Here is a 19,946-nt window from a genome sequence, read left to right as displayed (position 1 = left end):
TAAAAGGAGGCATGTTTGTGTTTAAAGGTAAGGCAATAATTGAGCTAACAGATGTTAATACTAACAATACTGAAGTATATGAAGAAGAGAACCTTGTAACGAATGCTGTAAAGGATATTTTTAGTCTTAATCCAAGTGGACTTATGTATCCACTACAAGCTAATAATAGTGCAAGTTATTGTGAAGAATTATTTCCAATAGCAAACAAGTGCTATGGTGGCATACTAATTTTTGAAGATCGACTTGATGAAAATCCAAATAAATATACTGTACCATCAACAAATAATATTATAGGTTATGCTTCTGACAATGTAAACCCAACAGATTTTGAAAAGAGAGGTTCTGCAAACTTAACAGAATCTAAAGCTATAGAAAATGGATATAAGTTTGTTTGGGACTTTTCAACATCACAAGCTAATGGTAAAATTTCGTCTTTAGCTCTCACTCATTATAAAGCTGGAAAATTTTTTTATGGAGACCAAAACGGAAGAAATGCATTATTATTCCTAAATAGCACTTATAGAAGAGATGTTAGCAGTGATATAAATAGAGCATATTCTGGAATGGTTGAAGCTGACGTTAAAAATAATACTTTTACATCAATATTTTTAAGAAAAGATAAAACTCTAGAAATAGTAAAATTTAAAGAGGACTATTTAAGCGTAGGACTTACGAACCCAATGGATAGAAACACCCCACAAAAAATAGAAAAAACTATCTTAGATATTAGTAAGCACTGTTCAAATTACTATGATTGGAATAAATGGTGTTTTTATGATGGAAAAGATGGCTACTGGTATGGCTTCTTTAATGGACGAAAGTTAAGTAGAATTAAAATTAAAAAATCTGATTACAGTTTCACAGCTGACGAATTTGACATAGGAAATATAGGCTTTTACTCCTTAGGAGAGTATAGTGAGTCAAACTCTGGTGCTTGTGGCAGGTCATCTAATAGCCTTGTTAAAGATGGATATCTATATGCACCATCTTCTAATCAACGAATCGTTTATAAAATAAATATAAATAACCCTGTTGATATAACAAAAATAGATCTTGGATTTGAAGCTGGTGTAAACATGGGTAGAAGTTGTTATAATACATTCTTTCAACTAGATGATTATATTTTATGCTATAATTTTCAGATAAATTCAAAAGATGAAGTAATAAAAAGCTTTGGTCCTAACTATGACGGAGTTACTGTAGATAATATTACTACTCCATTAATTGAAATAGGACCATTTAGATTGGGATATGGTACATTCGATGGAAAGTTATATAAGAAACTGTTTTTATCTACGCCATATCTAGGAACTATCAATAATTTATCTACACCAATATTAAAAACTGCAGATAAAACTATGAAAATTACTTATACATTAACAGAGGAGGAAGGAAATGAATAAAATTTTAGAAAGTCTCAAATACGTCTTTATAGTCATAGGTGGCTATATAGGCTTTTACTTAGGAAGCATTGACGCTTTTATCTACACCTTACTTGCATTTGTGATAGCAGATTATGTAACAGGTGTTTTAAGAGCAGGAGTAGAACGAAAGCTCTCATCAAGCGTAGGATTTAAAGGAATAGCAAAAAAGATTGTTATATTCATTGTTGTTGGTATAGCAAACTTATGCGATGTAAATTTAATTAAAGGTGATGGTACTATGATAAGAACAGCCATCATCTTTTTTTATATAGCTAACGAAGGTTTATCCATATTAGAAAATACAATGGCAATAGGTCTACCTGTTCCAGAAAAACTTAGAGAAATGCTTGAGCAGCTAAAGGAGGACAAGTAAATGTCAAACAGCTCACTGATCCAAGATAAGATACTATCTCCAAATCATAGTGGAAAGAGAACTGAAAAAATATGTAAGATTGCAATACACCATGCTGCTGGAGTTATTAATGGAAGAAATTTAGCATCTCTCTTTGTATCAAAAACAAGAAAAGCCTCAGCAAATTACTGCTTAGGATCAGATGGAGTTATAGTTCTTGGTGTTGATGAGCAAAATAGAGCTTGGACTACATCTTCATCTTGGTGCGACAACAGGGCAGTAACAATTGAAGTGGGAAATTCTACCTGTGCACCACAGTGGCTGGTGTCTAATTATGTATTAAAAAGACTTATTGATTTGGTTACAGACATTTGTAGAAGAAATGAAATTTATCCATGCACATATACTGGAGGAAAAGATGGTGTTTTGCAAATGCATAAATGGTATGCAAAAACAAGCTGCCCTGGTCCATACCTTTCAAGCAAGCTTGCATTTATAGCTGACGAAGTCAATAAAAGATTGAGAACAGACAATAACAAGCCTATGGAAGTACCAACAATGTATCGAGTAAGAAAATCATGGAAAGATGCAAAAAGCCAGATAGGAGCATTTAAGTATTTAGAACTTGCTAAAAGGTGTGTTAATAAAAATCCACAGTATAAAGTTTTTGACGATAAAGGTGCTATTGTTTATGAAATAAAAAATGATAGTAAAACAGATATGATTGCCAGAGAAGTCATTCGAGGACTTTGGGGCACGGGGAGCGAAAGAAAAAGACGCTTGCTAGAAGCTGGATATGATTATTATGATATACAGAAAAAGGTAAATGAAATAATTAAATAGTAAGCAAATGAGCCTAATGGGACTATACATCTCATAAAAATCTGATCCATTAATTTTTCGTAAGTGCACGTACACTTACTGTGCTTGCTACAAAAGAATAATTAGAGTAGCAAGCGTTAAGCGTGTATTAAAATTATTAATGATTATATCATACTTAAGTATGATTTTCTACTATTCATATTGACATAAAGAAGATAAGTGTATATAATGATAACAAAGTTATCATTATTCCGCAAAATTATAAATTGAGCAATTAGTCGAGGCGGTGAGGATATGACAGAAATTACTGGTTACGATTTAACACATAAAAAGATTATGGATAGTGGTAAAGTTAATTTTTTAAATGATGGTTATGAACGAGCTAATTTAAGAAAAATTTGCAAAGATGCTGGGGTTACAACGGGTGCTTTTTACAGGCATTTTAATGATAAAGAAGATTTATTTATCAGTTTAGTTGATCCATTGGCAAACGAACTTTTGGGTTTTTATAGCAAGTTTGAAGAGGAATCTTTTCAAAACATAGAAAAAAATTGTGGAGAAGATTTATCAAAAATTAACATTGAAGGGTCAATTGAATCTGCATTATATATGTTTAGCAAAAAAGATTTATTTAATCTTTTAATATTTAAATCATATGGTACGAAATATGATAATTTTATAGAGCTTCTTGTGGAAAAGGAAGATATAAACAGACATAAAGCGTTTCAGATTATTTCAAAGAAAAAGAATATAAAATCAGAAGTCCCTAAAGATGCAATGCATTTGTTAAACCATGCCTATATTAATGCGTTGTGTGAAATTATAATACATTCCCAAACAGAAGAAGAAGTAAAGTTAAACACAAGAATAATTTCGAAATTTTTTTATGATGGATGGGAGAAATTGAGAGGTTTTTAAATATAAGGGAAAGGGTATTAAACACCCTTATATTTTTTAAAGTAAAGATAACTAAGTTAGCTAATAAAGTTATCTATCATATGGAGGTGTTAAAGATGAAAGAAAAAAGGAAAGGAGGGTTCCATTGAAAAATAATTATATGAAACGCCTATGGCAGCTGGCAGAAGGAGAACATAAAGCCCTCAAGCTTTCCATTTTCTTGGCAGTTATTGGGGTTCTTTTAGGTATGTTGCCTTATTTTGGCGTAAGCAAAATTGTTTATGGTTTGTTTGTTGGAAATAAAGATTTTTCCTTCTACCTACCTTGGTGTTTTCTAATCTTGATTGGCTATTGTTTAAAACCAATTTTTTACGCCAAGGCCTTGGCAGAGTCCCATAAAGCAACCTTCTCTGTTCTAAGAAATGTACGAATCATGCTCTTGGAAAAGCTGCCTAAAATGCCTCTTGGTACGATTATTGACACTCATAGTGGTGATTTAAAGACAATCATTGTTGATCAAGTAGAAAAAATGGAACGACCTTTGGCTCACTTATTGCCTGAGATGACGGCGAATATTTTAGGGCCTGTATCCATCTTCATCTATCTATTAATTTTAGATTGGAGAATGGCTTTATTGTCACTCGTTTCAATTCCGGTAGGTATGTTTTTTATGTCATTAATTATGAAAGGTTATGCAGAAGATTATAGTAAGTCGGTTGCGACCAATACCGAAATGAATAAAACAATTGTTGAGTATGTTGGCGGAATTGAAGTGATTAAAACTTTTAATCAAGGCGAAAAATCCTATGGGAAATTCACCGATAAAGTGATAGCTAATGCTTCATTTTATTATCATTGGATGAAAAAATGTCAAATGCCAGTGTCCTTATCCAAGAACATTTCACCAACAACTTTGATTACGGTATTACCTGTTGGTTGGATTATGTTTATTAATGGAAGTTTAGAGATGTCAACCTTTATTACGACCATCATCCTTTCTCTTGGTATAGCCGGTCCCTTACTAGCTGCTATTAACTTTGTCGATGCCTTAGCTCAAACAGGGACAACTGTCGGACGAATTGATGAAATCTTAAATGGGATAGAACAAGTTCATCGTAGAGAAAGAGTTCATTTAAAAAATCATGACATTGCTATCAAGAATCTACATTTCTCCTATGAACCAGGAGAAGAAGTTATTAAAGGAATCGATATGGTAATTCAAGAGCGAAGTTTAAATGCCTTTGTTGGGCCAAGTGGTTCAGGAAAGTCAACCATTGCCAAGTTAATTGCTGGTTTCTGGGACGTAGAACAGGGAGAAATATCGATTGGCGGAATTAATTTATTCAATATTCCACTTGAACAACTCTATGATTTAGTTGCTTTTGTTTCGCAGGATGTTTTCCTTTTTAACGATACCATCATGGAAAATATTCGAATGGGCAAGCCTTCGGCTAGCGATGAAGAAGTGATTGAAATTGCCAAAGCTTCAGGTTGTCATGATTTTATTATGTCTTTAGAGCATGGATATCAGACCAAAGTAGGGAGTGGAGGAAATCATTTATCAGGCGGTGAAAAACAGAGGATCACCATTGCTAGAGCTATGATAAAAGATGCTCCAATTATCATATTAGATGAAGCGACGGCTTATATTGATCCTGAAAATGAGCAAGTTTTACAAAAAGCAATTAATAAGCTTATTCAGGGAAAAACTATCATTATGATTGCTCATAGGTTATCAACAATAATCAATGCAGACCAGATTTATCTCATCGATCATGGCAAACTTGTAGCAAGTGGCAATCATGAAGAACTTCTTAAAGAAAATAAACTTTATCAAGCCATGTGGGAAGCACATATCGGTGGAAAGGAGGTGGCTTAGATGTTAAGTGGACTTCGAAAGATATGGGCATTTGCAGATAAGGAACGAATAAATTTAAACAAGTCTGTTATTTTTGAATTTGTGTATGCCATCTTCAATATGTTGCAAATAGGAGCCATTTACTTTGTGCTCCAAGCCTTGGTGACAAAAGATTTTAATTCCTTTATAGCACTGAAGGTTTTTCTTATGCTACTGGTAAGTATTGTCGGAAGGTCTTCTGCCAACTATTTTGCTCAATTAGATCAAACGCATGCTGGGTATTTTATGGTAGCTAATCGAAGAATAAGTATAGGAAAAATGCTGAAGACGGTTCCAATGGGATTCTTTAATGAAAATAATATTGGAAAAGTGACTGGTGTTTTAACAACTGTTCTAGATGACGTTGAGAATACAGCTCCTATGGTTTTAGTTGTTATGATGAGTGGCTTCATTAACTCATTTGTATTCACCCTGATGATTTTATTTTTCGAGTGGAGAAATGGGCTGATTGTTATAGCAGGAACGGTTTTATATTTATATATTACTTCTGTCATGGAAAAAAAGTCGAGGACACTTGCTCCAAAAAGGCAAGAGGCACAATCTCTTTTAGTAGAAACGATCTTGGAATATATCCAGGGAATGCCGATCATTAAATCCTTTAATTTAACAGGAAACGGAGACCAAACCGTACGCTCGGCACTAGAAGAAAGTCGCTCAGCCAATCTAGCTTTGGAGAAATTATTTACACCCTATATCATCGGGCAAGAGCTCGTTTTAAGAATTTCCAGTGTTGCCATGATTGTCTTTTCACTTTATTTTTATATCAATGGCACCATGGATTTATTAAAAGCAATTATGTGTATCATCATGTCATTCCTGGTGTTTGCAAGTATTCAATCCGCAGGATCCGCCATGGCGACATTAAGAGTTGCAACAAGTTCTATAGAACAAGTAGAAACAACAGAAAATATGCCTCAGATGGATATTGAAGGCAAGAAGATTACGCCTCATCATACAGATATTGAATTCAATAATGTTAGCTTTTCTTATGATAAAATACCTATTTTAAGGGAGGTTTCCGTTCATATTCCGGAAAAGGCTATGACAGCCATTATTGGACCAAGTGGAGCTGGTAAGAGCACCATGTGTTCGCTTATTTCTAGATTTTGGGACGTGGATCAAGGCAGCATATCGATTGGAGATGTCAATATTAAAAACTACACGCTTGAATCCTTAATGGATTTGATTAGCACCGTATTCCAAAATGTTTATCTTTTCCAAGATACCATCGAAAATAATATAAAATTTGGCAAACCACAAGCTAAGAAGGAAGAAGTCATAGAAGTGGCAAAAAAAGCCCAATGCCATGACTTTATTATGAATTTGCCAGAAGGCTATCAAACCATCATAGGCGAAGGTGGCACATCACTTTCAGGCGGAGAAAGACAAAGAATATCAATAGCAAGGGCTATGATAAAAAATGCCCCGATTATTATTTTTGACGAAGCTACAGCAAATGTTGATCCAGAAAATGAGGATAAACTTCAAGAAGCCATAGAAAGTTTAACAAAAAACAAAACGGTTATAATGGTTGCTCATAGGTTAAAGACTGTTAAAAATGCGAATCAGATTATAGTTCTTAAAGACGGAAAATTAGAGGAGGTGGGAAAACATGAAGATTTAATTAGAAAAGAAGGCACTTATAAGAAATTTATAGAAGCAAGAGAAGAAACAGAAAGCTGGAAGATTAAACAAAATAAGGAGGATTTCAATGAAGAATCGATTAACAGCAAAGGATTTAATTAACGTAGGAATTTATACAGCTATTTATTTAGTCATATTTTTCGTAACAGGAATGCTAGGGGCTGTGCCAATACTTTATCCTACCATATTTATATTAATCCCAATATTAACAGGTATTCCATTTATGCTATTTCTAACCAAGGTAGAAAAGTTTGGAATGGTATCTCTAATGGGAATCATTTTAGGAGTATTTTGGTATTTTATGGGTTACACTTGGTTAGCACCAGCCGTGTATATTCCAATGGCAATTATTGCTGATGTAGTTATGAATACTAAAAAGTATAAAAGTTTTAAAGTTAATACAATAGGATTTTGGTTGTTTTCATGTGCTGAGTTAGGCTGTCAGATGCCAATGTGGGTTATGGCAGATACCTATATGGAAGGAGTAAAACAACAAATGGGTGAGCAATTTGCGACCGATTTAGCGAAATATATGCCACCATGGATGGGAATTGCTGCAATTGGCATCATGTTTGTTGGAGCAGTGATAGGTGCTAATATAGGCAAGAAAATGTTGAAAAAACATTTTGAAAGAGCTGGAATTGCTTAATGGAGGCTTACAAAACTTATGTTCCCCCAATAAAGAAAGGCTTTTATTTAGATCCGAGAACAAAAATATTATTTATGGTATTCATTAGTACTATAATGTTTTTTGTCTATGACAATATAGGTATAGATATAGCGATAGTTTCTATCGCTATATTCTTGCTTGTATCTAATAAAAATTACAAAGCTGCAGCCATATATGGAATTTTATTTGTTTTGGCTGTTATTTCAAACAAAACTAAAAATATGTATGAATTACCATCCATATTAAACATGATTAATGTATTGCTCAACTCATTAGTCATAAGGCTTTTTCCTATTTTCATGATGGGATACTATACGATTAGTTCCACCAAACCAAATGAATTTATAGCAGCTATGGTAAAGTGGAAAATTCCAAATGCGTTTATTATTCCTGTTTCTGTAGTATTTCGTTTCATACCTACTCTAAAGGAAGAAAATAAGGCAATATCAAATGCTATGCGAATGAGGGGGATACGATTTAATAGTAAAAAAACAAAAGCCAATCCATCATTGTTTTTAGAGTACAGAATTATCCCGCTCCTGTTTTCTGTTGTCAAAATAGGTGATGAACTTTCTGCATCAGCATTAACAAGAGGATTAGATAATGTTAAAGGCAGAACGAGCCTTGTTGAGGTTAAATTTAGCAAATATGATTTTTTTGATTTTTCTATTGATTATAGGATTGATAGTGTGGTCTTTAGTATGAGGGGGAAAGAGATGATAAAATTTAACAATGCTAGCTTTACCTATAAGAGCAAAGAAAGACAAGGTGGCGTTTTTAATATAAGTTTATCCATTGAAGAAGGAGAATTTGTGCTACTAACAGGTGAGTCTGGATGTGGGAAAACTACTCTTACGAGACTAATTAATGGCCTTTCCCCTGAATATTATACTGGAGATTTACAAGGTGAAGTGGAGATCAATGGAGAAAAAGTAGGACAAACTAGCATTCAATCACTTTCAAAGGTAGTCGGCTCTGTATTTCAAAACCCAAAATCACAATTTTTTAATGTGGATTCTACAAGTGAAATAGCTTTTGGACTTGAGAATATGGGTGTTGATAGAATGGAGATGCTTGACAGGATAGGAAAGGTAGCTTATGCATTAAACATTCATGAACTGTTAGATAGGAATCTATTTAATTTATCAGGTGGTGAAAAGCAAAAAATTGCTTGTGCATCTACAGCTGTGATGGAAGCCCCTATTTTAGTTTTAGATGAGCCTTCATCAAATTTAGACATTGAAAGCATTGATGATTTAAAAAATATACTTAAATATTGGAAACAACAAGGCAAAACAATTATCATAGCTGAACATAGGTTATATTATTTAATGGACTTGGTCGACCGAGTTATTTATATGAAAGATGGTCGAATTAGCAAGGATTATAGCATTGAGGAATTTAAGGATATTTCAGACAAGAAGTTGCACGAGATGGGATTAAGATCTTCTCATATTCCTAAGTTTGAGAGTAAAGACATTGAGTATACCAATGAAATAGCACTTGATAATTTTTGTGTATATTACAATAAAGTGGATGGATTAGAAATCAATCATCTAGAACTTCCTAGAAAACATATAATAGGAATTCTTGGGAAGAATGGTGCTGGAAAATCTACCTTTGCCAATTGTCTGTGTGGTATTGCAGAAGAATCAACAGGGATAATGACCTTAGAAGGAAAAAGCTACGATAGCAAAGAAAGGCTTGAGATTTCTTATATGGTCATGCAAGATGTGAATAACCAACTCTTTACAGAGAGTGTCAAAGAGGAAATTTCAGTTAGCCTTAGTTCAGATGAAATAAGTGGACAAGTAGATGAGATTTTAGCTCAATTAAATTTGTTGGAATTAAAAGAGCTCCATCCCATGTCGCTATCTGGAGGACAAAAGCAAAGAGTAGCTTTAGCTAGTGCCCTTGCTTCAAATAGTCGCATACTAATATTAGATGAACCTACCTCTGGTCTGGATTATCATAATATGTTAGATGTGGCTCAAAGTTTAAAGCAGATGAAAGATAAAACTATTTTCCTCATCACTCATGATCCTGAATTACTAAAGGAGTGTTGTGATTATTTTATTTTTTTGAAAAACGGACATGTGGAATGGTCAGGAAACTATACTGAAGAAAATATTCACAAATTAAATGATTTCTTTAAAGCATAAAGACAAAAAAAGAATGTAAGAAACATAAATGACAAAATAATATTACCTTTATGTCGGTGGGCGAAAAATCAAAGTAAGCGAGCAGATATACAAAGTCTACTGGCAAGAAAGAGAACATAAAAAAAGAGCAGGTGGACAGAAAAAACCACCTGTTTTTCTTTTCCTCTTTGGATCATGATGGACATTTTATAGATAACATCACTGATGAAAGCGTTGATGTAGAAAAGATTGTTAAAACACAGATGATGATTGAGGCAGTCAGAAATGCTATATCAAAACTAAACGATGAGACGTGGCTAGTAATACAGGCCCTTTGTGCCGCATGAGAAAAGGCCGAGGGATATTTATTTTGTTTCAAAATATGCTATAGAATATGATCTTTCGTATTTTCATCAATTGAATATGGGCAGTGGATGGAGGACATTTGAATGAAGATACTAAGATTTTTTCATCAGTTTTTTCACTCTTAGTAATATAATATATTGCCAAATTTAGAGTTGATTCAATTTCATTCTTGTAAATAACACCAGTTGTATTACTCGCTTTTGCAATCTGGTTTATGTTATTTGTTACATTTGAAAGCACCATTGTAGATTTCTAAATGGTTCTAAGTCAACTACATAAATCTCTTTTCCTAATACACATTTTCTAAGAAAGTGAGACATAGTTTTGCGATTTGCAAGTTTAATTTTCTTTTCAAAAACTTCTTTTTCTTCTTTAGTTAGCTTAATTTCTATTCTTTCATTTCTAAATCTATTTGTCATTTTATTCTCATTTATAAAATATATTTCGGGGTCTTAGGGTTCTCCCTAACAAGGTAAAAATTAAAAAATGGAGCATTCCGTAAATGATGTGTACCCAGAAAACTGGACACATTAATATTTAGTTTACATTTATGGATGCTAACCTATACAAAGTAGGTGGCATCCATTTTGTTTTCTTCTGAATCCTTTCGTTGTTATATTAGTATATATATATTCATCAAGTCTATTTATATGGTATAATAAATGTAAACTTTGATATTAAAGGAGTGATTTTATGCCATGCAGTAAAAATTATACAAAAGAAATAATAGATGATTATTGTGTGTTAGACACAGAAACAACTGGCCTATCATCTTATTATGATGAAATTATAGAAGTAGGTGTGTTAAGAGTTAGAAACAATGAAATTGTAGAAAAATATTCACAATTAATTAAACCAAAATATGAAGTTGATGATTTTATAACTTCTCTAACAGGCATTACTAATGATATGCTTATAGGCATGCCATCTATACTGGACATTAAAGAAAAATTACTAAACTTTATTGGCGACGATATAATTATTGGTCATAACACATCTTTTGATATTAGGTTTTTAAATTGTGGCCTTAAAACAGAGCTTGATAATAAATACATGGATACAATGCAATTCTCTAGAAAGTTGTATCCTGAGTTGAAGCATCATAGACTTTCTGATATGACAAAATATTTAAATCTACACAATAATGAGCATCGCTCTATTTCAGATTGCATTTCAACAAAGGAACTTTATGATTGTATTAAAATACATATGAGTGAAAACAACATTGCTATTAATGATCTATGGAAAACTAAAAGGACTAAATTTGATATAAACTCAATAACACCAGATGTAGTTGAGATAGATGAAGATAACTTTTTTTACAATAGGCATGTTGTATTTACAGGAAAGCTAGAGAAGATGTTAAGAAAAGATGCAATGCAGATAATTGTTAATTTAGGAGGAATACTCGACAATAGCGTGAATAATAAAACTAATTATTTAATACTTGGAGATAACGATTATAATGCAATACTAAAAGGTGAGAAGTCATCAAAACATAAGAAGGCTGAAAAATTAAAACTAGAAGGTAATGATATAGATATTATAGATGAATTGACATTTTATGATTTGATTAACCAATAGTGTTAAAAGTTAAGATATAAAAGATGTTATTTAAGATGGTAGAAATGCTGTCTTTTTTTATTGAATACTTTTTAATGTTTTGTAATTAAAGGGTGCAAATAGCGAATATTTTTACTCTAATTTATAAGCATTAAATTGTATCCATTTATAAATAGTTTGAGATCCACCTTATAATACTGGAAACAAAGATTTTATATATGATGATAATTATATTGGTTCTGACGATGGATACAGACACTCTAAGTGGCTTTCATTTATGGCTGAAAGATTGAAAATTGCTAAGGAATTATTATCTGATGAGGGAGTTATTTTTATTTCCATAGATGATAATGAGTATGCACAATTAAAACTTTTATGTGATGGTATATTTGGAGAGAGTAATTTCCTTGGGACATATATAAAACAATCAAAAGTTGGTGGTGGTAATGATAGCAAGTTTATGGTTAAAGAACATGAATATTGTTTATGTTACACAAAAAATATAAACTCCACAAAACCAATGTATATAAAACATAGTGATGAATACTTAAAAAGATACAAAGAAGAAGATTCTAATGGAAGATTTTTTTGGGACACTTTTGCTAGACCAGGATTAAAGAATCCAATAATTTATGATATTATCGCACCTGATGGAACTGTTATAAATAATGGTTGGATTAGATCAAAAGAAAGATTTGAAAGGGAATATTCAGAAGGAAAGATTAAAATTGTAAAGAAAAAAGATGGCAAATGGAGTGTTCAATTTAAACAATATTTAAATAAAAACGGGAAAACTCCTAGAAGCATGACAATGGATTTTGGAGGAACAACAGAGGGCGATAAGGAATTAAAAAATATATTTGGGAAAAAAGTATTTAATTATCCCAAATCAATCAAATATTTAACAACTCTGATATCAACAATAGATAACAAAAACGCTACAATTTTAGATTATTTTGCTGGGAGTGGAACAACTGGGCAAGCAGTTATGCAGCTTAATAAAGAAGATGGTGGAAATAGGAAATATATTCTTTGTACTAACAATGAAAACAATATTTGCGAAAAAATCACTTATCAAAGAATGAAGAATATCCAAGAAGAACTTCCTCACAACCTTAAATACTATAAAACAGAATTTATACCAAAACTTTCAGAAGATGAAGAAATTTTATCTTCTAAACTTCTTGATTACATCAAGGAAATGGTCGAACTTGAAAATATGTGTGAGATTGATGGGAATAGTAGAAGAATCATTTTGTCTGATGAAGATTTAAATATAGCACTTTCTGAAATGAAAGAAAGTGGTGTTTTATATATCCCGTCATTCATATTACTAACTAATGAAATCAAGGATAGTATCGAGGAAAGAAAGCTTGAAGTTGTTACTATCCCAGATTATTATTTCACAGAAGAATTAAGAGAGGTGAACGAATTATGATGTTAGATTTATTTGATTTTCAAACGGATGCCAAAAATTATCTTTTGGATAAAACGACAGATCCAAATGCGAAAAGAAAAATCATTGTAAAAAGTCCGACCGGGTCTGGCAAAACAATAATTCTACTTTCTTATATTTATGATTATCTTCTATGGCAGAACCCTAATAAGGTATTTATCTGGCTTACTCCAGGTAAGGGAGATTTAGAGGAACAGTCAAAGGAAAAAATGGATGAATATATTCCTCATGCAAAATCTGCTAATATACATGATGCTCTTCTACAAGGTTTCAAGGGTGGTTATACCTATTTCATAAACTGGGAAATGATAACCAATAAAAAGAATAATGCACTTAAAGATAGTGAAAAGAAAAATCTTTTTGAAAGAATTGCAGAAGCACATAGGGAGCAACTTTCTTTTATTACAATTATTGACGAGGAGCATTTGAACAATACTTCAAAAGCAGATGACATTTTGTATGCCCTTAATTCTGATAGGGAAATACGAGTATCTGCAACAACTGTTAAAAATCCTATGGCAGAATTTTATGAAATTCCAGAAGAAGAGGTAATAAATTCTGGTCTAATCACAAAGGCACTCTATATAAACCCTGGTATTGAAGCAGACGAGATGGACGACCTTGAAAGTGAAACTATCTATCTAATACAAAAAGCAGATGAAAAGAGAAAAGAAATCAAAGCCGAGTATGAGAAAATAGGAGAGAAGATCAATCCTTTAGTCATTATACAATTTCCAGATATGAGTGAGTCCTTAGTTAATTTTGTAGAAGAACATCTAACAAATATGGGTTACACCTATAAAAATAAAATGCTTGCTAAATGGTTAAGTGAGGAAAAAATAAATACACTTGATGTTACAGATGAAGACTCCAAATCAAACTTCTTGATTATGAAACAAGCTATTTCAACTGGTTGGGATTGCCCAAGAGCAAAGATACTTGTAAAACTTCGTGAAAATATGACAGAAACCTTTGAAACTCAAACAATAGGACGCATAAGGAGAATGCCAAGAGCAAGGCACTATGACAACGACCTATTAGATTTTTGCTTCCTCTATACATTCGATGAAAAGTACAAAGAATCTGTTATACAGGGTGGAAATGCCTATGAAGTTAAGAGGTTATTCTTAAAAGACAAGTGCAAAGATTTTGAACTTGTAAAAGAATATAGAAATAAAGACTATCAGTTTGTAGATGAAGTATTAGTTAGAGATAGAGCCTATGACTATTTTAAAGATAAATATAAACTAACCAACATTAAAAAGGACAATGAAAAATTATTAGAGTCTTATGGTTTTATAATGGGAACAAAAGTTATATCTACCTTTAGAACTGGTAAGTTTATAAAACTCAAAGATATAGTTGATGAAAAGCAAGGGGAAAATAAGGAGATAGCCTATGAAGTATCAACTCACGACCATGGAATTGATTGTTTGCACGCAGTTGATATGATTAAAAAAGTCACTGGTGTGCCATCTAACAAAATGAGGGCAATTCTTCAACATCTTTTCCATAAAAATATACCATCAAGCAAGAAGTTATTAAATCTTTCTAATCGTGAGTGGTACGCTTTTATGATTAATAATGCTGATAAACTAAGAGATGACTTTTTAGATTTAGCTGCAATTTCTAATGCAAGACAAATACAAATCTTGGATAAGAAAACTGAAAAATGGAAATTGCCTTTAGAAGATTTTTATAAGTATCTTCCGTATGAAACAGAAGTAATCGAGTATGAGAAAAATGCTTATAAAGAATACAACACATCTATGACAACATCTCAATTTAGATCTACCTCTGAACAACTCTTAGAAAACTATCTTGAAAGTAGAGATGATGTAGATTGGTACTATAAAAATGGAGATACAGGGCAACAATATCTATCAGTTATTTACGGTAATAATCTAAGCAAAGAATATCTTTTTTATCCAGACTATATAATCAAAAAGAAAAATGGAGAAGTATGGATAATTGAAACTAAGGGTGGAGAAAGAAAAGGTGTAAGTAAAAATATTGATAAGCAAATCGAAAATAAATTCTATGCTTTTAAGGATTATGCAGATAGGCGTAAAATAAATTGGGGGTTTGTAAGAGATAAAGATACAAGACTTTATATTAATAACACAGACTACACAGAAGAAATGAATAATGAAAATTGGAAAAGACTAGAAGATTTATTTTAATGAGAATATAAAGATTTTAAATTTAATATTTAAGATGAGAGATAAACCTAAAGACGGAGAGTAAGGATATTTAAAATGTTTTTGAAAAATATTTTTAAAAATCACAAATTAGAAGAACTGAAATGCTAGAATACCTAAATCATCTAAAAGAAATTCACACAGATGATGAAAGTAGGATTGCACTTGGCAATATTGAAACAGTCTTAACTGAGAAAAAATATGGATTAGTTTGGGAAGAAAACTAAGAAGTATGTAAGAGTAAAAAAAGAAAAATTATGATTTTTTGGTGGAGGTAATTTATGGATTTTGAATTTATTATGTATCATTTTTTAAGTGGATGTATTCCTGTATTTTTAGCAGTAGCTATCTATTTTGCTATTTTATATGTAGTTGAAAAAAAACAAACAAAAGGGCATATAATATTATCCTTTGTTTTCTGCTTTTATCTCATAGGGGTATTGGCGGCGACGGGTATTGCCATTAAAGGTTCATTTGCCCCAAGAATTGTTTATATTCCTTTTGTGGATATGATTAGAGGTCCAATAGAAACGTTTTTAAATGTAATTTTATTTATACCATTGGGATTTTTTCTACCATTTCTCTATAAAAAATATAATAGATTAGCAAATATAGTTTTAGCTGGATTTCTTATATCCTTATCTATTGAGTTTGTTCAGATGTTTGATATAGGAACAACAGATATAAATGACTTGATAGCAAATACTTTTGGCACATATTTGGGATTTAGTATTTATAAAACATTTAAGAAAGCTGTTCCAAAATCTTGGATTAATCAGACTCAAGTTGATGGTTTTCAATGCTATTATGAACTGTTATATTTTTGGATAGGCTCATTAGTAATAATGCTCACTGTTCAGAGATATATTTTTAACATATTATTTGCTGCAAAGTTTTAATTAGTGGTTAGATGTTGGAGAGGTAATAGCAACTACTAAAACATTCTTAAAACACTTACTATTTAATAAATTTTACCGCGGCTAATAAAATAGGGGGGACTTAACATAAAAGAAGAGAAAAACAATTAAAAAGAAGGAAACAAAAAGAAATAGAAAATCATTATAGAAACATAAATGATATTTCAAAAGACATAAAATTTTAATAGTGAAACTATGAAAGGGATAGCAGGAATGTTATCTCTTTTTGTATTACAAGAAAGGAAATTAATATGAAAAAACTAGATCAAATAAGACAAGAGTCAAAAGAAATAAAAGACAAAATTGACCATACAGAAGAAAGATTAAGGCAACTAAAAAATCAAGAACAAAAGATATTAAAACAAGACATAGTAAAAAGAAGAAAAGAAAGAACTCATAGGCTCATAACAAGAGGAGCAATCTTAGAAAGCCTTATAGAAAATGCAGAAGAACTAACAGATGAAGAAATAAAAATCTTACTAGAAGAAGCAACCAAGACAAAAGAATTTAAAGAAACACTAAGAATAATGAGAGAAAATTAGGAAAAATAAAATAATAAAATCTCCCTTAGATTTTCTAAGGGCGCAATTATACACCCTAAAGGGTGATTGCGTCCTGCGGAGCCAAACCCTTGCAGGGAGCCACAACCATTCGCTTTTTAAAAGTCAAGGGTAAATAAACTCGCTAACGCTCGCCCTTGACTTTTAAAATTTGAAATGAAAGTAACAATTAAGCCGACATACTGAAACAACAAAAATTAATTCAGTAGTCGGCTTTTTTTAATTCTATCATTTCAAAACGCTCATTCACAAAGAGGATATAAAAAAACTATTAAGCCTCCACCTAAAACAACAAAAAAAGAAAGGAAGTGATAAGAATGGCAGACAGTTTTCATTTTTCAGTAAACATAATATCAAGAGGAAAAGGCAAAAGTGCAGTAGCAAGTGCAGCATATATAAGTGGAGAAAAAATAAAAAATGAATGGGACGGAGTAACCCATGACTATACAAGAAAAGAAAAAGTATTAGTAAAAAATATAATATTGCCTGATCATATACCAAAAGAATTTAATGATAGGTCTACCTTATGGAATAAAGTAGAAATGGCAGAAAAAAATTCTAATGCACAACTAGCAAGACAATTCATAATAGGACTACCAAAAGAATTATCTTTAAGTGAAAATAAAAACCTAGTCGAAAGATTTATAAAAGAAAATCTAACATCACAAGGAATGATAGTAGATTATGCAATCCATGATGAGAGTCAAGATAAAAATGGAAATATTCATTGTCATATAATGACCATAATGCGACCCATAAACGAAAAAGGAGAGTTCTTAGCCAAGTCAAAAAAAGAATATATCCTAGATGAAAAAGGAGAAAAGATTTTAAACAAAAATGGAAAACCTAAAACAAGAAAAGTAGAACTAACAACCTGGAACGATAAAGGCAATGTAGAAAAATGGAGAGAAAATTTTTCAGACCTTTGCAATGAATATCTAGCAAAAAACAAGATAGAAAAAAGAGTAGACCATAGGAGTTTTAAAAGACAAAATTCAGATTATCTACCGACAATCCATTTAGGATCAGCAGCAAGTGCAATGGAAAGAAAGGGAATAGAAACTGATAAGGGAAACTATAATAGAGAAATAAGAAAATATAATGAACTTGTAAAAACAATAAAAGAAGAGATAAAAACATTAAAGGATTGGATAGGAAATCTATTAGATAACTTGTCTACTGCTTATGAAAAATTTAAGGATATAGAAAGAGATAAGGTAATAGACAACCCTAAACTTTTTAATCTAACAAATTATCTATTAACTTATTCAGAAATTCAAAAAGAAAAAAGTAAATATCTAAAAGGATATGCAAAAACTAATAAAGAAAAGTATGACTTCAAAAAGCTAACGAGTGCATATAGCTATTTAAGAAAAAACAACATAGAAACCATAGGTCAGTTACAAACAAAAATAGAAACTTTAAAGTCTAATAGTTACAAAATAAATAAAAAAGCAAAGACAATCCATAAAGAAATGGAAGATGTAGAAAAGAAAATTCTATACTATGAAATATACAAAGACAAAAAAGGAGTTTATGAAGAATATCAAAAGAAAAATATATTCACAAAAGACACATTCTATAACAAACATAAGAAAGATATAGACCAATATAAGGTAGTAAGCGAGAAATTAAAAAAACTCCTATCAGATAAGGAAAAACTAAGTCCTAAAAAATGGAATGAAGAAAAAAATCTTTTAATGGCAAATCTTGAAGAAATAAATAAAGAAAAAGACAAGATAAAAGATGAATACCAGGAAATTAATCATATAAAATATTCAGTAGATTTTGTAAACAAAGAACTTGGCATAGACTTATCCATAGAAATAGATAAGCTAATAAAACAAGGTGAAAAACCAAGTGTAATAGCACAGATTAAAAAATTCCAAGACCAAGTTAATAAAGATAATGAATACAGAGAAATGATGAAAAACAAGAAAATAGATCAAGAAAGATAAACCTGGTAAAAATATCTTATCCAAGCTATAATATGACCAAGAAAATAAAGGCAGATCTAGGAGGTAATAGAGATGAATAAAAGGCAAGAGCTAATAGATGAACTCATAAAAGCAGATCAAGATGGAACATATAAAACCTACAAAAGCATAGAAGAAATAAAATCAATGAACAATGAGGAAATACAGATTATATATTCCAACATGAAAAACTATCTGTCAGACAAAAGAACACACACAAACTATTAAAGGTGGAAAAGCAAAATAAGAGCAGAAAAACAATAAAAGGTACAAATACCTAAGAAATATATAAAAACATCAAAATAAAGCATTTCACCACCACAAACAATCAAATAAAAACAATCAAAGGGAAGTATAGAAAAATTAAAGCCTATACTTCCCTTTTTTTAATTCAAACAAAGGAGATAAAACATGATAAACGAAGAAATAAGCAAAGAAGCAGGTCAAGCAGCACAAACCATAATAACATACACAATAAAGGCAGCAAAAGAATCAATCAACTTAGACAAAGAAATAAGAAAAAAGATGAATGAAACTTTAGAAAAAGCAAATGGAAAAATCAAAAGCCTTATGGGCGATGAAATAAAAATAAAAGACCTCTACAAGAAAGGAGAACTAGAAAATATAAGCATAGATCAAAGCGATCTCAAAGACTTAAAAAAAGAACTAAACAAACTTGGAGTAAGTTTCTCAGTAATGAAAAACAAAGAAAGCAAAAACTATGAAATATTCTTCCAAGCCAAAGACATAAAAGTAATGGAATATGCCTTTAAGCAAGTAATAGTCAAAGAAAATAAAAAAGAAAAAGAAAGTATCTTAAAACAAATAAAGAAATACAAAGACCTATCCAATAAAAAGGATAAGACAAAAGAAAAAGTCAAAAGAAAAGTAAAAGAAAAAGTAAAACCAAACAAAAAAGATATGACCAGATAAATCTAAGGGAGTAACGAAAAGTTACACCCTTAAATACAATAACAAGACTTCCAAAAACCAGAAGTCCAGAATTTAAGAAAATCGGAAATCAAGAATTTCGATTATC

Annotated in this window: 18 protein-coding genes and 1 pseudogene; 18 read left to right on the top strand and 1 reads right to left on the bottom strand. The window is 31.2% G+C overall.

Going from position 1 to position 19,946, the window contains the following annotated elements; translation table 11 throughout:
- Positions 1–17: 17 nt before the first annotated feature.
- The 9 genes from BN30_RS02705 to BN30_RS08805 all read left to right on the top strand — a co-directional run bounded on the left by BN30_RS02705 (position 18) and on the right by BN30_RS08805 (position 10,215).
- Complete coding sequence (locus tag BN30_RS02705) at positions 18–1,403, top strand: hypothetical protein (protein WP_019213969.1); 1,386 nt, start codon at positions 18–20, stop codon at positions 1,401–1,403.
- A complete protein-coding gene (locus BN30_RS02700) occupies positions 1,396–1,797 on the top strand; it encodes a phage holin family protein (protein ID WP_019213968.1) in 402 nt (133 codons plus the stop codon). Before BN30_RS02705 ends, BN30_RS02700 begins: the two co-directional genes overlap by 8 nt.
- On the top strand, positions 1,798–2,619 hold the full coding sequence (locus BN30_RS02695) for an N-acetylmuramoyl-L-alanine amidase (protein ID WP_019213967.1): 822 nt from the start codon (positions 1,798–1,800) through the stop codon (positions 2,617–2,619).
- A gap of 273 nt (positions 2,620–2,892) precedes the next feature.
- Positions 2,893–3,516, top strand: coding sequence for a TetR/AcrR family transcriptional regulator (locus BN30_RS02690; RefSeq protein WP_019213966.1), 624 nt, complete (start codon positions 2,893–2,895; stop codon positions 3,514–3,516).
- Between the two features lie 124 nt (positions 3,517–3,640).
- Positions 3,641–5,374: an ABC transporter ATP-binding protein gene (locus tag BN30_RS02685; protein ID WP_019213965.1), complete on the top strand. Its 1,734-nt coding sequence runs from the start codon at positions 3,641–3,643 to the stop codon at positions 5,372–5,374.
- Positions 5,375–7,159, top strand: a complete 1,785-nt coding sequence (locus BN30_RS02680) for an ABC transporter ATP-binding protein (RefSeq protein WP_019213964.1) — start codon at positions 5,375–5,377, stop codon at positions 7,157–7,159. It begins immediately after the preceding gene.
- Entirely contained in the window at positions 7,125–7,706 is a 582-nt protein-coding gene (locus BN30_RS02675) for an MptD family putative ECF transporter S component (protein ID WP_019213963.1), read from the top strand. The genes BN30_RS02680 and BN30_RS02675 overlap by 35 nt, the downstream gene beginning before the upstream one ends.
- Complete coding sequence (locus BN30_RS02670; protein WP_019213962.1) at positions 7,706–9,889, top strand: ATP-binding cassette domain-containing protein; 2,184 nt, start codon at positions 7,706–7,708, stop codon at positions 9,887–9,889. Before BN30_RS02675 ends, BN30_RS02670 begins: the two co-directional genes overlap by 1 nt.
- Positions 9,890–10,020: 131 nt before the next feature.
- Positions 10,021–10,215, top strand: a complete 195-nt coding sequence (locus BN30_RS08805; protein WP_479723590.1) for a hypothetical protein — start codon at positions 10,021–10,023, stop codon at positions 10,213–10,215.
- 243 nt (positions 10,216–10,458) lie between these two features.
- On the opposite strand, the gene BN30_RS10215 is transcribed toward BN30_RS08805, so the two are convergent.
- A complete protein-coding gene (locus tag BN30_RS10215) occupies positions 10,459–10,653 on the bottom strand; it encodes a plasmid mobilization protein (protein ID WP_019213960.1) in 195 nt (64 codons plus the stop codon).
- A gap of 274 nt (positions 10,654–10,927) precedes the next feature.
- Between BN30_RS10215 and BN30_RS02655 the strand changes: the two genes are divergently transcribed.
- From BN30_RS02655 to BN30_RS02615, 9 genes and pseudogenes are all read left to right on the top strand, one after another.
- On the top strand, positions 10,928–11,818 hold the full coding sequence (locus BN30_RS02655; protein ID WP_019213959.1) for an exonuclease domain-containing protein: 891 nt from the start codon (positions 10,928–10,930) through the stop codon (positions 11,816–11,818).
- Between the two features lie 172 nt (positions 11,819–11,990).
- Positions 11,991–13,235, top strand: a pseudogene (locus BN30_RS08795) (site-specific DNA-methyltransferase); the annotation flags it as partial.
- Positions 13,232–15,436: a DEAD/DEAH box helicase gene (locus BN30_RS02645; protein ID WP_019213957.1), complete on the top strand. Its 2,205-nt coding sequence runs from the start codon at positions 13,232–13,234 to the stop codon at positions 15,434–15,436. The pseudogene BN30_RS08795 and the gene BN30_RS02645, both read left to right, overlap by 4 nt.
- A 122-nt stretch (positions 15,437–15,558) precedes the next feature.
- Entirely contained in the window at positions 15,559–15,681 is a 123-nt protein-coding gene (locus tag BN30_RS10380) for a hypothetical protein (RefSeq protein WP_019213956.1), read from the top strand.
- Positions 15,682–15,735: 54 nt separating this feature from the next.
- A complete protein-coding gene (locus BN30_RS02635; protein ID WP_019213955.1) occupies positions 15,736–16,353 on the top strand; it encodes a VanZ family protein in 618 nt (205 codons plus the stop codon).
- Between the two features lie 269 nt (positions 16,354–16,622).
- Positions 16,623–16,913 (top strand): DUF3847 domain-containing protein, encoded by a 291-nt coding sequence (locus tag BN30_RS02630; protein WP_019213954.1) that lies wholly within the window; start codon positions 16,623–16,625, stop codon positions 16,911–16,913.
- A 335-nt stretch (positions 16,914–17,248) separates the two neighbouring features.
- Positions 17,249–18,889 (top strand): MobQ family relaxase, encoded by a 1,641-nt coding sequence (mobQ, locus tag BN30_RS02625; protein WP_019213953.1) that lies wholly within the window; start codon positions 17,249–17,251, stop codon positions 18,887–18,889.
- A 72-nt stretch (positions 18,890–18,961) separates the two neighbouring features.
- On the top strand, positions 18,962–19,135 hold the full coding sequence (locus BN30_RS10125) for a hypothetical protein (protein WP_019213952.1): 174 nt from the start codon (positions 18,962–18,964) through the stop codon (positions 19,133–19,135).
- A 183-nt stretch (positions 19,136–19,318) separates the two neighbouring features.
- Positions 19,319–19,840 (top strand): PcfB family protein, encoded by a 522-nt coding sequence (locus tag BN30_RS02615; RefSeq protein WP_019213951.1) that lies wholly within the window; start codon positions 19,319–19,321, stop codon positions 19,838–19,840.
- Positions 19,841–19,946 lie beyond the last annotated feature (106 nt).

Source organism: Fenollaria massiliensis (genome assembly GCF_000312505.2).
GTDB lineage: Bacteria > Bacillota > Clostridia > Tissierellales > Peptoniphilaceae > Fenollaria > Fenollaria massiliensis.
This window is presented reverse-complemented; position numbering and strand designations above follow the sequence as displayed.

What these genes read in the sequence shown, in the direction of transcription:
- BN30_RS02700 (WP_019213968.1), top strand. Translation starts at nt 1,396, where the DNA reads ATGAATAAAATTTTAGAAAGTCTCAAATACGTCTTTATAGTCATAGGT.
- BN30_RS02695 (WP_019213967.1), top strand. Translation starts at nt 1,798, where the DNA reads ATGTCAAACAGCTCACTGATCCAAGATAAGATACTATCTCCAAATCAT.
- BN30_RS02690 (WP_019213966.1), top strand. Translation starts at nt 2,893, where the DNA reads ATGACAGAAATTACTGGTTACGATTTAACACATAAAAAGATTATGGAT.
- BN30_RS02680 (WP_019213964.1), top strand. Translation starts at nt 5,375, where the DNA reads ATGTTAAGTGGACTTCGAAAGATATGGGCATTTGCAGATAAGGAACGA.
- BN30_RS02675 (WP_019213963.1), top strand. Translation starts at nt 7,125, where the DNA reads ATGAAGAATCGATTAACAGCAAAGGATTTAATTAACGTAGGAATTTAT.
- BN30_RS02670 (WP_019213962.1), top strand. Translation starts at nt 7,706, where the DNA reads ATGGAGGCTTACAAAACTTATGTTCCCCCAATAAAGAAAGGCTTTTAT.
- BN30_RS10215 (WP_019213960.1), bottom strand. Translation starts at nt 10,653, where the DNA reads ATGACAAATAGATTTAGAAATGAAAGAATAGAAATTAAGCTAACTAAA.
- BN30_RS02655 (WP_019213959.1), top strand. Translation starts at nt 10,928, where the DNA reads ATGCCATGCAGTAAAAATTATACAAAAGAAATAATAGATGATTATTGT.
- BN30_RS02645 (WP_019213957.1), top strand. Translation starts at nt 13,232, where the DNA reads ATGATGTTAGATTTATTTGATTTTCAAACGGATGCCAAAAATTATCTT.
- BN30_RS10380 (WP_019213956.1), top strand. Translation starts at nt 15,559, where the DNA reads ATGCTAGAATACCTAAATCATCTAAAAGAAATTCACACAGATGATGAA.
- BN30_RS02635 (WP_019213955.1), top strand. Translation starts at nt 15,736, where the DNA reads ATGGATTTTGAATTTATTATGTATCATTTTTTAAGTGGATGTATTCCT.
- BN30_RS02630 (WP_019213954.1), top strand. Translation starts at nt 16,623, where the DNA reads ATGAAAAAACTAGATCAAATAAGACAAGAGTCAAAAGAAATAAAAGAC.
- mobQ (WP_019213953.1), top strand. Translation starts at nt 17,249, where the DNA reads ATGGCAGACAGTTTTCATTTTTCAGTAAACATAATATCAAGAGGAAAA.
- BN30_RS10125 (WP_019213952.1), top strand. Translation starts at nt 18,962, where the DNA reads ATGAATAAAAGGCAAGAGCTAATAGATGAACTCATAAAAGCAGATCAA.
- BN30_RS02615 (WP_019213951.1), top strand. Translation starts at nt 19,319, where the DNA reads ATGATAAACGAAGAAATAAGCAAAGAAGCAGGTCAAGCAGCACAAACC.